A 13,826-nucleotide genomic window follows, 5' to 3' on the forward strand; every position below is an offset into this window, starting at 1 on the left:
CTTAATGGGCAGGCATATAGGCTGCAGGGGAACTTTCTTCTGTTTTGTATTTCAGGATGAATACTACACTTAAAACCAATCCGCCTAAAGCCATAATCGCCCCAGCCAATGAAGGATAATTAAATCCTAATCCATAGGCAAGCGGGAGTCCACCAAAATAAGCACCCAATGAATTGGCTACATTAAATGCTGCCTGCATGAATGCAGCACCCATTCGGGCGGAATCTTTTGCGGTGGTAATCATCAGCATATTAATGGGAGAGGAAACCGCCATTGCCAGTAATCCGCAAAGAAAGGTCAGTATCAAAGAAAAGTATTGATTATCGGAAAAAAAGAAGACCGCCAGCAATGTGATAACCTGCAGTAGGAAAAGCAGTATGGCAGCTTTATCCGCCCGCATCTTATCTGCGAGTATGCCACCCAGGATATTTCCGATTACCATTCCAATTCCTGCGAGTAACATGATATATGGAACAAAGGAAGGAGAGAAGCGGGAAATATGAATAGACAAGGGAGCTACATAACTGAACCAGGCAAAGAGTCCGCCGAAACCGATGGCAGTGATGAGCAGGATCAGCCAGGCTTTACCGGTTTTAAAAAACTGCAATTCTGATTTTACGGAACTCGTAGAATCTACTTCTTGATCGGGTAACCATTTGTGGATGAAGAAAACAGTAACAGCACCGATCAATGCTACAAACAGGAATGCGAATCTCCAGCTAAGTGCTTGTCCCACCAGTGTAACCAGTGGTACCATTGCCAGGTTGGCAACTGTCAATCCTAAAAACATCATGGCAATAGACTGGGCCTGTTTACCATCTTTCGCCAGTTGAGAGGCAACAACTGCTCCAATACCAAAAAAAGCTCCGTGTGGTAGTCCGGATAAAAAGCGCAGTACGATCAGCGAATTGAAATTCGGTGCGAGTCCGGATAGTCCATTGAATAGTGTAAATATGACCATCAGGGCCAGTAATGTTTTTTTGGGATTGTACTTGGTTGATATTGCAACCAGTAAAGGAGCGCCAATTACTACGCCCAGTGCATAAGCAGAAATCAGGTAACCGGCGCTGGGAATACTTACACCCATGGCGGCTGCTACTTCAGGCAGCAGACCCATGATCACGAATTCGGTGGTGCCTATTCCAAGTCCGCCAAGGGTGAGTGGGAAAATATACTTATTCATATAACGCCGCTTTGTAGTTCAAAATGTTGAAACGTTTCAACAAATTTACAATACTTTGTGTATATCGTACACAAATGGGTATGAAAAAAATTTGTTAATCGAAACGGGAGCGGGTTTGGGTTCTGTTTTGAATCCCTGAAGCGTTGATTTACAATTGGGTAGTAATTTCTTTTGACGAACATATCTTGTTTCAAAAAAAATTGGAGGTGAACAAGGAATTTCTATATTTGCAATGATGTTGCAAAAAATAGGGCTTGAAATATTGTTGCTACTGCTCTTGTTGGAAAACTGGCCAATCGCTGCTCAAGTGAAATCCTATCCCTATGGACTCCCGATTCAAACCAGTTTGCAGGAGTTGCGTCAATCGATTCAAGCTGACTCTAATAAAGCAATGGTGAAGCTGAGTGATTTTATTCCGGGCATACACCTGGACATCAAGTATGCCGGAACTGCTAATATCTTTTATGAACAATTGTATTCCCGGCCTCATGCCTTTGTACGATTACCGGTAGCCAAAGCTTTGGCAGCTGTTCAGCAGGATCTTCGGGAAATGGGACTTGCCCTGAAAATTTATGATGCATACAGACCCTATTCAGTTACCTGCCGAATGTTTGAGCGCTTACCGGATACGATTTACATGGGACTTCCACGAACCGGGAGTAAACACAACCGGGGAATTGCATTGGATCTTACCTTAATCAATTTGAGTACGGGTAAAGAACTCGCAATGCCAACTCCTTTTGATGCATTGGTGTATGCTGCTCATCCGGAATTTTCACAATTACCCGAACGGGTTATTCGAAACCGGGAAACTCTTAAAAGCATTATGCGGAAACATGGCTTTGAAGTTGATCCTGTGGAATGGTGGCATTATAATTATAGCGCCGGAAAGAATTTTGAATTGATGGATATCGATCCTGATCTCTTTGAACAACTATATTAAATAGTAATGCCAGCTAAGTTTTGAAATTATACCTACGATATAAAAAGTTTGTGGCAGGTTTACTGCTCCTACTGTATTGCTTTATTTCATTACCTGTAATACTGTGGCACCATCATGTTCACTCTGAACGCCAAAAGGGTCTTAAGTCGGACGCTGCCAAATTGGTATCCAAACAAATTGAAGGTTCGTCAAATTCCTGTTCTGTTTGTGATCATGAATATGCAACCTATACAGATGAACATGGTTTCCGATTTCTTTCTGCAGTAGTTTCCTGGGAAACTACCTCGCCAACAACGATTCATGAGCTAAGACGATATGAGCTTTCGAATCGATTGTATCGGGGGCCACCTGCTCTTTAAGCGCATATTCCTATCTCAGCTCTAACGGAGTTTTCTTCTTTCATTAAAAAATTAATGTCATGCCAGTTCTCGAAATGGTCGGACTGTGCAAGCACTATAATGGTGTGCCTGCCCTTACCGACCTGAACCTCAGTATTCAGGAGGGAGAAGTGTTTTGCCTGCTTGGTCAGAATGGAGCAGGTAAAACCACTACCATCCATCTTATTTTAGGTTTCCTGGAAGCCAGTTCAGGATCTTGTTCCATAAATGGAATTCCTGTTCAGGTAAACAGCACGGATAGCCGAAAAGAAGTAGCCTATATTCCTGAAATCGTTCAGTTATACGGACAATTATCAGGCCTGGAAAATCTTGATTTTTTTAGCCGGCTCGCGGGATCTAAATACGCGAATCAAGAATTGAGTGCTTTTCTTTCCAAAGCTGGTTTGCAAAAAGAAGCCCACACAAAACGGTTAGCCACCTATTCAAAAGGGATGCGTCAGAAAGTTGGTATTGCCATCGCCCTGGCAAAAAACGCAAAATTGATTGTGATGGATGAACCTACCAGTGGACTGGATCCTAAAGCAACAGCAGAATTCACGCAATTATGTAAACAGCTCTCAGCTGAGGGTACGACCCTTTTTATGGCGACCCATGATATTTTCAATGCGGTTAGTTTGGGCACACGCATTGGAATTATGAAAGAGGGAAGACTGGTTCACGAACTTTCCACTTCAGCCATTACTGCAGAAGCCCTCCAACAAGTTTACCTCGAAACCATCTAAGCAAATGTCTAATGAGATTTATTTTTCTGTTTATCGTGTTAAGCATGCAATCCTTGCCCGGGATCTCTCAATATTCTATTAATGGGAAAATTGAATCGGAATCCAGGGAACCAATAACAGGTGCCACCGTTCAACTTCAATCAAAGCAAAAAACATATTCGGCTTCCAGCAATGAGCAGGGTGATTTTTTATTCGCGGACATACAAAATGGACGATACAGTTTAAAAGTATCTTCCATCGGGTATGAAGAATTTGTAGAAACTATTATAGTAGATGGGAGATCAGCCGCCAATAATCTTAAGATCCGGCTTATTCAAACCAATGCTTTGCTGCAATCTGTTGAAGTAACTGGAAGAACATCCAGAAAATACACCAGCGATTATTCTTTCGGTGCTACCAAAACCGCCACCTTAAATAAAGATATTCCGCTCGGAATTTCCACAATTACGAAAGAGCTTATAGAGGATCGCCAGGCTTTTCAACTTGCCGATGCAGTGAAAATAGCAAGCGGTGTAATTCCTTCCAGTTATTACAATCAATATGCTATCCGTGGTATCAGCCAAAATGAAGAAGGTCAGATTATCAATGGCATGCGTACCCGCCAGTATTATTTCCTACAACCGCTTACGACTAATATTGAACGGGTAGAAGTTATCAAAGGGCCGGCCAGTGCCAGTTTCTCGAGCGTAGATCCAGGTGGTAGTATAAACCTTGTTACAAAAAAACCGCTGAATGTTTCCAGGAAGAATATCAGTGTAAGTGCAGGAAGTTTCAGTACCATTCGCGGTACATTGGATTTTACAGGTCCGCTTAACGATTCCAAAACACTCTTATACAGGTTAAATGCGGCCTACCAAGAAGCCAAAAGTTTCAGGGATCTCGTAGGTCAGAAAAATCTCTTGCTTTCACCTTCTTTCAGTTATATACCTTCTAAAAAAACAGCCATCAATGTGGAATTGATATATTCCAACAACGATGGAAAACTGGATCGCGGCCAACCCATATTTGGTGCCATAGCAGGACAGACCAAATTAAACAGCACCCCTATTGAATTGAATTTGGGTGCACCCAATGATTACTTTAAATCAAAAGAGTTACTGGTAATGGGGAATCTTTCCCACGAGTTTACCAAAGGTATTAGTGTGGTAGGTTCCTATATGAAACAAACCTGGAATGAAGATTTACTGGAACATCGAACTACCAACGCGTTTGCTGTTGATTTACAAAATCAACCTGTTACCAGCCTGGCAGCGATGCAAATGGTGCAGCGTCAACAAAACTGGAATATTGACAACATCAATAGCTACCTGAAATTTGATTTTTCAACAGGTACTATCAGGCATATATTGCTGGCTGGGTATGACCTGCACAGCTGGCAAAAACTAAAGGGAGGCGGACAGAATGCAGCCCGCGGATTTTACCTGAAGGATGGTACAATTTCCAATAGTTTCAATCCGGCTAATGCTGACAATTACCAAACAATAGTAGTACGTGGCACTACGCTACCAAGTCCTAATGTGCCACATTTTGATTTGCAGAATCCGGCATATACGATCCGGAATATCAGCGATTATCAATTCTCACGAACATCATTACCAGCAGCATTGACAACAACCAATTCTGTATTCATTCAGGAACAACTGCAATGGAGAAAGTTTACGTTATTGGCTAGTCTTCGTAATGAGTGGTTTCGGGATTTAACCAATTACAAAAGTTCCAATGAAATTGATGTTCGCCAATCCCGTTTACTTCCAAGAATTGGATTAACCTATTCCGTTCTACCAAATTTAAATCTATATGCTACCTATTTGCAGGGATTTCAGCCACAGGCAAATACCGTTACGCTGCTTCCTGTAGCAGCACCCTCCGGTAGTAGCTTTGCACCCCTGGAAAACGATCTGAAGGAAATTGGTCTAAAATCAACTCTTTTGAAGGGGAGATTTTTTTTGAATACTGCGATATATGAAATCAATCAGCGTAATATTTTAATGAATGCCAATGATCCAGTAAATCCTGATTTACTGGTTACGAGGGGAGCAGAAAGAAGCAGGGGATTTGAAATGGATGCAGCCGGCTACCTGTTGCCCAATTGGCAAATCAATCTTTCTTACAGTTATATTGACGCCATAATTGTAAACGACAGTGATGAATCATTAAAAGGGGCGAGAAAGCAAAATACCCCCTATAACAGCGGCAATCTCTGGACCCGCTACAATTTTGCCAGGGGTAGTTTCCTGAAGGATTTGGGAGTAGGACTAGGATTGCAATACAACGGTGATCGCATTCCCTGGTTCAACCGATCATTTAAAGTTCCTGCTTATACCTTACTGGACATGGCGGTTTATTATACTCTCTCGGGCAGTAATATGCAATTGTCCTTACAAGTCAATAATCTCCTGGATGAAACGTATTGGATTGGAGCGCAAAATTATCTGCGCCTGTTTCCTGGCGCACCCAGAAATCTGCTATTTCATGTATCCTACTCATTTTGAAATAAACTCGTATGATTAGAAGATCTGTTTGCTGGATGCTGGCAAAGCATTCTTTTTTTTCTGCTGTTAGCAATCGTCCGGTTCAGCTGTTGATGGGGTTGATTTTACTATTGTTGTTGTATGCCAACATAAGCTCCTATACCCAGTATTGTCAGCAGATTACAACCCGAAACTATTACCGTGAACTGGTTCGGAATCATTGGGAAGAAATGCCGGACAAACATCCGCATCGAATGGCGCATTATGGATATATCGCCTTTCGTTCTATTGATCCCCTCAGTTTGTTTGACAGGGGTATTGATACGTATGCCGGGAATGCCATTTTTTTGGAAGCACATAAACAAAACACAGTCAACTTTTCAGAAGCAGGCTTGAGTACCGGTTTGCTTCGTTTTGGGGAAATCACTCAATCCATGGTTTTACAGCTATTGGTTCCCTTGTTGTTGTTTTTTATAGGCTTTGGTGCAATTGCTGCAGATCGGGAAAACGGCACGTTGAAAATGCTGTTTAGCCAGGGTACAAGCTGGAAAGAATTATTGCTGGGAAAATGTTTGGGACTCTGGTTGCTTGCAATGGTGTTCTTGCTAGTTGGTATGTTCTTGCTGGTTGGCACATCCCTTTCTATTCCTGAGTTGGAAATGAATACTGATTGGTGGATACGTAGTATAGGATTGCTGCTTTTATACAGTGTATATTTTTGGATCATAGCAGCTATTGCAACCTGGGTTTCTGCTATTTCAAAATCTGCCAGGCTGGCACTGGTTTCATTGATTGGCATTTGGTTATTGATGGGAATCATTTTGCCACGTGCCATACAATCGGGTGCTTCCTGGGTATTTCCCGCACCATCAAAAATTCATTTTGACTCGATGGTTGAGCAGGAACTTATTAAAAAAGGAGATAGTCACGATCCCAATGACCCTTATTACAAAGCCTTAAAAGATTCTGTACTACGCGCACACAATGTTAGCTCAATAGAAGAGTTGCCATTTAATTACAGTGGTTTTCAAATGAAAGAAGGGGAACGCATCAGCACTGAATTGTACAACCAACAAATGGCTGTTTTACAGGATATATATAAAAAACAAAACAACCTAAGCCGATTGGCTGGTTGGGTAAATCCCTTTTTGCCAATTCGATTGTGCTCCATGTCATTTTCCGGAACTGACTTCTCTTCTTATACGAGGTTCCAGACAGAAGCTGAGAACTATCGCTACCGGTTGGCGCAACAGATGAATGACTGGCAGATTCAGTATATCTCAAATAAAAAGCCAGCGCCAGGTGAAAAAGGGCCTGCTATCAGTCGCGATTTCTGGAAAGCATTTCCTGCCTTCACATATCCATCTACCAACTGGAAACAAGGACTTCAAGAAGCCGGCTACTCGCTGCTGATGCTGATAGCCTGGTTCCTGTTTTCTGTTTGGTTGCTGATTTTTCGTTCACAAAAATTAAATGCCCTGTAAACGATGTGGAAGCTTTGTATAAAAAACTTTGTTCGGACCTCTGTAGCCCAGGTAGGCATATCTGCCGTTTTACTTGCCGGTATCATCAGTTTGTTAATTGGAAGACAGCACCTGGTTAAACAGCAGGAGGCAGTAAAGCAAACAACGATAGCGCAAAACGAGCACATTAAGCGAAACAAGGAGTTTTTTTCCTCTGAACTCGGATTGCTTTTTTATTATTTGAAGTTCAGTCTTGTTAATGAGTTGGATCCCATAAATGGTCTAAGCATTGGTCAGCGGGATGTAAATCCTTCAATCCAGTCTGTTACCATCCGGAACCTGGAAAACCAGCGGTATGATACTGATCTGTACAATCCTGTTGTATTACATGCAGGGAATCTTGACCTGAGTTTTGTTTTGCTCTACCTGTTCCCATTATTGATCATTGCATCCTGTTATTCTGTTTGGTCTGCAGACCAGGAAGCCGGCACCTGGAATATGACTCGTGTACAAGCCCGAAAACCAGCTGTTTTACTTTGGAAAAGCCTGGTTATACGCATGGGGTTTGTGTTCTCCGTGTTTTTTGTATTGATCGGCCTGGCGTTTGTTTTATTGCCCTTATCTATTAACTACAGGTTTTTGCTGTTTGTAGGAACAGGTATAGCTTATTTGTTGTTTTGGTTTGGCCTTTGTGCATTCATAATTTCATTTAATAAAAATTCCAGTACCAATGCAATATTGTTATTAGGCTGCTGGATTTTGTTGGCCATCATTTTACCTGCAGGCGTTAATAACTACCTCACTAACCGCTATCCTGTACCAGAAGCGTTATCTACGATGGTAGAACAACGGGAAGCCTATCATGAAAAATGGGATATGGAAAAGACCCCCACTTTGAAGGCTTTTTATAAAGTTTATCCCGACTATGAAAAGTATGGATATCCGCAGGAAAGTTTCAGTTGGCTTTGGTATTATGCTATGCAACATATGGGTGATGAGGAGTCTAAAGCACACACTGAATCTTTCATGAGTAAGCTGGCAAAACGAGAAGCTGTAGCCCGATCCATTTCTTTGTTTATTCCAACGCTTCATACGCAACATCAGTTTAATACATTGGCTAAAGCCGGACTGGAAAATCATCTATTATTTCTGAAGGAAACTGCAAATTTTCATGAGTCTGTCAGAAAAAAGGTTTATCCCCTGATTTTCGAAAATAAGCAGGTAGAGGAAGTGGATTGGCAGGCGTTGGAAGTTCGAACGGTTGAGCAAAATAACCAGCCTGATTGGTTACCGGTTTTCCTCCCTTTCCTGGTTTTCATCCTGGGATTATTTGGTGTCAGTTGGAAACGAATGCATTCAATGGCATAAGAATAAAGTTTTAACTATGGATAAAAAATTACCGGTAACTGTTTTGAGCGGGTTCCTCGGTGCAGGAAAAACTACTTTATTGAACCATGTACTCAAAAACAAAGAAGGACTTAAAGTAGCTGTTATTGTTAATGATATGAGTGAAGTGAATATCGACGCACAATGGGTAAAGAATGAACAGACACTTCATAAAACAGAAGAAAAGCTGGTTGAAATGAGCAACGGCTGTATTTGTTGCACGTTGCGAGAAGATTTACTGGTTGAAGTGGAGAAGCTGGCCATGGAAAAGCGGTTTGACTACCTCTTAATTGAAAGCACAGGCATAAGTGAACCTTTGCCAGTTGCCCAAACCTTTAGTTACCAGGATGAACAAAGTGGAATTGATCTGGGTCGCATTGCCCGGCTGGATACCCTGGTAACCGTAGTGGATGCCTTTAATTTTATAAGGGATTATTCAACGATGGAGAGCTTGCAAGACCGTAAGTTAACAGAACTGGCAGAAGATCAGCGAACCATAGTAGATCTTCTCACAGACCAGGTTGAATTTGCCAATGTGATTATTCTAAACAAGACAGATTTGGTATCAGCGGAGCAGCTTGGCGTGTTGCGTGCTGTTCTCAAACAATTAAACCCGGGCGCACATGTAATAGAATCCAGTTTTGGGAAAATTCCACTTGGTGAAATATTGAACACCGGTTTGTTTGATTTTGAGAAAGCAAGCGAAATGGAAAGCTGGAAAGAAGAAAGAGAAAAAGAGCATATCCCTGAAACGGAAGAGTATGGAATCAGTTCCTTCGTATTCACTGCAAAAGCTCCTTTTCATCCTGAACGATTCTGGACTTTCCTGAATGATCAATGGCCAATCAATATAATCCGGAGCAAAGGAGTATTCTGGATCGCAAGTCGCCCAGATGAAGCACTGAACTGGAACCAGGCGGGTGGAAGTTTACGGGTGGATAAAGCCGGAGCCTGGTGGTGTTCCATGCCCTATGGGGAACGAATCCGGTATGCCGCTTTTGTTGACAATCAGACTACCATTGAGCGTAGATGGGACAAACAATTTGGGGACCGGTTCAACGAACTTGTCATAATAGGACAGGAGTTGAACAAGCAGGCAGTGGAGGCGCAATTACAATCTTGTTTATGTACGGAAAATGAAATCGCTGCCATGAAAAACGGACAACGGTTTAAAGACCGGTTTCCGGTATAAATGGAACTTAAAACATTTTATCATCTTAAGAATAGAATATGAATAAAGCAGTTGAAGTAGTTATAATAGGGGGATCCTACGCAGGTATGTCAGCGGCCATGGCACTCGGTCGTTCATTAAGAGAAGTATTGGTTATCGATAATGGTCAGCCATGTAACAGGCAAACCCCGCATTCTCATAATTTCCTGACCAGGGATGGCGCCACCCCAGCCTTTATCGCATCCGTTGCCAAAGAACAGGTACTGGAATATCCTACTGTTCAGTGGTTGGATGAAACTGTAAGCAAGGTGGAAGAAACAGCAGATGGACTCCTGGTGTATACCTCTCAAGGTTTGCAGGTGCATACCAAAAAACTACTACTAGCAACGGGAGTAAAAGATGAACTGTTACCCATTCCGGGTTTTGCTGAATGTTGGGGCATATCAGTATTGCATTGCCCATACTGCCATGGGTATGAAGTGAGGAAAGAAGCATTGGCTGTGTTATCCAATGGAGAAATGGCAATGGATTTTGTACAGCTGATCCGGCAATGGTCAACAAGGATTCAATTGCTTACCAATGGAAACCCTATGCTTACACAACAGGAACTGACTCAATTGGAAAAAGCCTGTATTCCGGTTCGGTCTTCGCCGGTTCAATCAATTCTTCATACCGATGGACACCTGTACCAGGTTCAATTGGAGGATGGTACGTTGATTCCTTTAAAAGCGCTCTTTGCAAGGGTTCCGTTTCATCAAAGTCCATTGGTTCAACAACTCGGACTTTCATTAAACGAACAGGGATATATCACGGTTAATCCTTTTCAGCAAACCTCGCTGGCACATGTTTTTGCAGCTGGAGATTGCACGACAGCGATGCGATCCGTTTCAACAGCAGTGGCTCAGGGTACGATGGCAGGTGCGGCAATCAACAAATTCCTAATAGAGTAACCTATTAAAATGAAATAGCCGTAGAAATAGTTAAAAACTCATTATCTCTTGTGCTTTTTCTCCCATTATAGAATAAGTAATCATTGGATCGAAGTTGGCGGATTTCCAATCGACAGCTCACCTGTTCGAATGGGGCGTAATCAATATTCATGGAATATCCAATCGCCGAAAATCCATTTGCTGTTTGTGTATCAACGATTACCTTATTTTTATCAGAATAATATTCGCCTCTTACGGCAAGTTTCCATTTTGGATGGAGCTGGAATCTGCTGATCAGAACAGGTGAATACCAGCTATTAAATTGTTTGCTGCCTTTGGATTTTTGTTGAGCACCCATATCAAAACCAACTACGAATGCCCATTTTTCAGTTAGCTCAAACTGGCCAAATAAATTATGGAAGTAGCGCATCTGTCGATTGGAATCCGGTTGATCATTTCCAATAAAAGAACTGCTGTTTATACTTGTTTTATCGGTTGGTTTGAAAACCAACTGATGTCCGAATCCCAAAGACTGATTGCCTTCCAAACGCTGGATACGCTGCCAGCCATTTAAAATCAGCATTGCAGCAGTCCATTTATTGTTTTGACTTGTATAACTTAGTTTGACCCCGGTTTCATAATACGGTGAGTTATCTGCTAACATACTTCGGGTTAAGGTCCAGCAATCCTTACTGACTGCAGACTCAAATCCAATGTGAGAAGGCAGGACACCTGCATCCAGCCACCAGTTTTTTCGAGCTGATAATTTAACTCCAAGATTGGCTTCAAAGATATTCTTCAAAACTCCTGGTTCCGAAGCCAGGTTGGCATTCATGTATGTGCCAGCCGCAAAAGCGAGGTTTGCCCTGAGCCTTTCACTGCTAAAGCTGCCCTTTAGAAAACCCAGATTCAGGTTGAACTCATTATGGCGGTTGTGTGAATAGAGAAAATCTGGACGGGTATGGTTTTGGGGCCGGTTAAAATCATAGGTATAATAAGTTTCCAGGTAGCCGGAAAATTTGATTTTTCCTGAATCTTTCTGTGCAAACAGTGATCCAGCTGCTAATGTAAAAAAGGTATAAAGAAAACACCTGCTTAGCATAGATCTAAATTACACCCTTTACTCCTGTATCCTTTTGATTTTTATATCCACCGGCGCCACAATGAGGGGGAACTTTTCAGTTACCACTTTGCCGGGATCCAATCCGAATCCCTTTTCTTCCGAAAGGCTGATTTCTTTGAGGAGAAAATGAAATTTCATGACGATCTTTTCCCAAAAACTTAATTCATTATCCTGGCTCAGGTATTTCTCCATTACGATAAACTGGAAATCACCCACTATATTGTTTTTGCCCAGGCTTTCATAGCGACTGGTTACATTTACTTCATGATTTATGACCAGGTCTTCTACAACCTTCCGGAAGAATAGATCAATTCTGGGTTCAACGCGAAAGCCTAATCGAAAATCGATACGAATTATATCATTTGGAATGATATGGGTTACCTTATACTCGGATGTATAAGGATCATCCAACGTATCCACATGTACAAACCAATAGATATCGGCCCGCTTGGGTTTCTTAAACAGGATGGAATAAATGATTTTATGTTCGATTTCCTTTTCATTATCTGCGCTGGTCATATAAACGAGATGCGTAGCATACCTGGGAACCGTTTTATCATTGCTCAACTCCTGAATTTGTGGTACGTATAGATCCAGGCGAACAAATTCCACATACCTGTTTTTAATCTTGCGAGCTCGAAACCAGTCGTACATGATGAAGAATAAGCCACCCCCTACAATAAGTGTTACATATCCGCCATGTGTAAACTTCTCCATATTGGCCCATAAAAAGGAAACTTCAATGCTCAGGTATACTATGAGATATAAATAAATAAGCACCGGCTTTACCCTTTTCTGAACAAGATAGTTGGCAAACAGAATGGAAGTGGCAATCATACAAAGTGTAATTGCCAGGCCATATGCAGCTTCCATATTGGAAGCTTTTTTAAAGTAAAGCACAATTCCGATACAGCCGGCGAACAGTAAAAGATTGATGGCAGGGATAAAGAGTTGTCCCCTTGCTTCCGTTGGATATACAATTTTAAATTTTGGCCATAAATTCAATCGCATGGATTCACTGATCAGGGTAAATGATCCCGATATAAGGGCCTGGCTCGCAATGATGGCTGCCGCCGTTGCAATGGTAATTCCGAAATAGAGAAACCATCCTGGCATAACACCATAAAAGGGATTAAAGCCAGTTTCCAGCATGCCAGTAGTTATTACCGATCCTTTATGATTGGATAAAAGCCAGGCGCCCTGGCCGAGGTAATTAAGGATCAGGCAGGATTTCACCAGGATCCAGGAATACCGGATATTCCATTTGCCGCAATGCCCGAGATCTGAGTACAAAGCTTCTGCCCCGGTTGTACAGAGAAATACACCTCCAAGAATATAAAAGCCTTTTGGATAGGTCATCAACAGATGAATACCATAATAGGGATTGAAGGCTTTAAATACTACCCACTCATCCGTAAAATGAAGAATCCCTAAAATGGCGAGCATGACAAACCATACAGACATCACAGGTCCAAAGAATTTTCCAATAAAGGCAGTTCCGAATTGCTGAAGAAAAAATAAGACGGTAAGAATGCCAATTACAATATAAATGATGGTGGTTTGGGAAATACTGGAGAAAGCAGGCACCTGCTTTAATCCTTCTATAGCAGAAGTTACAGATATCGGAGGCGTAATCATTCCATCTGCCAGCAGAGCAGCACCTCCGATCATAGCCGGAATGACCAACCATTTTCGTCTGCGTCTTACCAGTGCAAACAGGGAGAATACACCACCTTCACCCCGGTTATCTGCCTGCAGTGTTAATACTACATATTTAAAAGTGGTTTGCAATGTTAGGGTCCAGATGATAAGCGAGAGCGCACCTACTACCAACTCTTCTGTAATTTGCTTCCCGCTTGTAATGGCGTTTAATACATATAAGGGAGATGTTCCGATGTCGCCGTAAATAATACCCAGGGCGATTAAAATACCCGCTGCGCTGAGTTTCTGGTGTGATCCCATATTTAAGAATAAGGTGTAAAAGTAATTAGCAGTAAAAGGTTTCAAAGATTCAAAGAGACCTTCTTAAAAATCTTT

10 protein-coding genes are annotated in these 13,826 nt (G+C 41.9%); 7 read left to right on the top strand and 3 right to left on the bottom strand.

The window, feature by feature from the left end:
- Position 1 precedes the first annotated feature (1 nt).
- Positions 2-1,183 carry an MFS transporter gene (locus tag MD536_RS13245; RefSeq protein WP_239600761.1) on the bottom strand — a complete coding sequence of 394 codons (1,182 nt, stop codon included), beginning with the start codon at positions 1,181-1,183 and terminating at the stop codon, positions 2-4.
- A 235-nt stretch (positions 1,184-1,418) separates the two neighbouring features.
- Here MD536_RS13245 and MD536_RS13250 point away from each other — a divergent pair, with 235 nt between their 5' ends.
- The 7 genes from MD536_RS13250 to MD536_RS13280 all read left to right on the top strand — a co-directional run bounded on the left by MD536_RS13250 (position 1,419) and on the right by MD536_RS13280 (position 10,687).
- Positions 1,419-2,126, top strand: a complete 708-nt coding sequence (locus MD536_RS13250) for a M15 family metallopeptidase (RefSeq protein ID WP_239600773.1) — start codon at positions 1,419-1,421, stop codon at positions 2,124-2,126.
- A 418-nt stretch (positions 2,127-2,544) separates the two neighbouring features.
- Positions 2,545-3,246 carry an ABC transporter ATP-binding protein gene (locus MD536_RS13255; protein WP_239600781.1) on the top strand — a complete coding sequence of 234 codons (702 nt, stop codon included), beginning with the start codon at positions 2,545-2,547 and terminating at the stop codon, positions 3,244-3,246.
- A gap of 11 nt (positions 3,247-3,257) precedes the next feature.
- Complete coding sequence (locus MD536_RS13260; RefSeq protein ID WP_239600784.1) at positions 3,258-5,738, top strand: TonB-dependent receptor; 2,481 nt, start codon at positions 3,258-3,260, stop codon at positions 5,736-5,738.
- Positions 5,739-5,749: 11 nt separating this feature from the next.
- A complete protein-coding gene (locus MD536_RS13265) occupies positions 5,750-7,201 on the top strand; it encodes an ABC transporter permease (RefSeq protein ID WP_239600785.1) in 1,452 nt (483 codons plus the stop codon).
- Positions 7,202-7,204: 3 nt separating this feature from the next.
- Entirely contained in the window at positions 7,205-8,548 is a 1,344-nt protein-coding gene (locus MD536_RS13270; protein WP_239600787.1) for a DUF3526 domain-containing protein, read from the top strand.
- Between the two features lie 16 nt (positions 8,549-8,564).
- Positions 8,565-9,758, top strand: coding sequence for a GTP-binding protein (locus tag MD536_RS13275; RefSeq protein ID WP_239600795.1), 1,194 nt, complete (start codon positions 8,565-8,567; stop codon positions 9,756-9,758).
- Positions 9,759-9,796: 38 nt separating this feature from the next.
- The gene (locus MD536_RS13280; protein ID WP_239600799.1) at positions 9,797-10,687 is read left to right on the top strand and encodes an NAD(P)/FAD-dependent oxidoreductase; all 891 of its coding nucleotides are present in this window, start codon (positions 9,797-9,799) and stop codon (positions 10,685-10,687) included.
- A gap of 4 nt (positions 10,688-10,691) precedes the next feature.
- On the opposite strand, the gene MD536_RS13285 is transcribed toward MD536_RS13280, so the two are convergent.
- Both MD536_RS13285 and MD536_RS13290 read right to left on the bottom strand, forming a co-directional pair.
- Positions 10,692-11,768 (bottom strand): porin, encoded by a 1,077-nt coding sequence (locus tag MD536_RS13285; protein WP_239600808.1) that lies wholly within the window; start codon positions 11,766-11,768, stop codon positions 10,692-10,694.
- An 18-nt stretch (positions 11,769-11,786) separates the two neighbouring features.
- On the bottom strand, positions 11,787-13,751 hold the full coding sequence (locus tag MD536_RS13290; protein WP_239600817.1) for a KUP/HAK/KT family potassium transporter: 1,965 nt from the start codon (positions 13,749-13,751) through the stop codon (positions 11,787-11,789).
- Between the last annotated feature and the right edge of the window lie 75 nt (positions 13,752-13,826).

Source organism: Flavihumibacter cheonanensis, assembly GCF_022352215.1.
Taxonomy (GTDB): Bacteria; Bacteroidota; Bacteroidia; order Chitinophagales; family Chitinophagaceae; genus Flavihumibacter; species Flavihumibacter cheonanensis.

Coding starts and splice junctions, on each gene's coding strand:
- MD536_RS13270 (WP_239600787.1), top strand. CDS start 7,205: ATGTGGAAGCTTTGTATAAAAAACTTTGTTCGGACCTCTGTAGCCCAG.
- MD536_RS13265 (WP_239600785.1), top strand. CDS start 5,750: ATGATTAGAAGATCTGTTTGCTGGATGCTGGCAAAGCATTCTTTTTTT.
- MD536_RS13260 (WP_239600784.1), top strand. CDS start 3,258: ATGAGATTTATTTTTCTGTTTATCGTGTTAAGCATGCAATCCTTGCCC.
- MD536_RS13245 (WP_239600761.1), bottom strand. CDS start 1,183: ATGAATAAGTATATTTTCCCACTCACCCTTGGCGGACTTGGAATAGGC.
- MD536_RS13290 (WP_239600817.1), bottom strand. CDS start 13,751: ATGGGATCACACCAGAAACTCAGCGCAGCGGGTATTTTAATCGCCCTG.
- MD536_RS13285 (WP_239600808.1), bottom strand. CDS start 11,768: ATGCTAAGCAGGTGTTTTCTTTATACCTTTTTTACATTAGCAGCTGGA.
- MD536_RS13275 (WP_239600795.1), top strand. CDS start 8,565: ATGGATAAAAAATTACCGGTAACTGTTTTGAGCGGGTTCCTCGGTGCA.
- MD536_RS13280 (WP_239600799.1), top strand. CDS start 9,797: ATGAATAAAGCAGTTGAAGTAGTTATAATAGGGGGATCCTACGCAGGT.
- MD536_RS13250 (WP_239600773.1), top strand. CDS start 1,419: ATGTTGCAAAAAATAGGGCTTGAAATATTGTTGCTACTGCTCTTGTTG.
- MD536_RS13255 (WP_239600781.1), top strand. CDS start 2,545: ATGCCAGTTCTCGAAATGGTCGGACTGTGCAAGCACTATAATGGTGTG.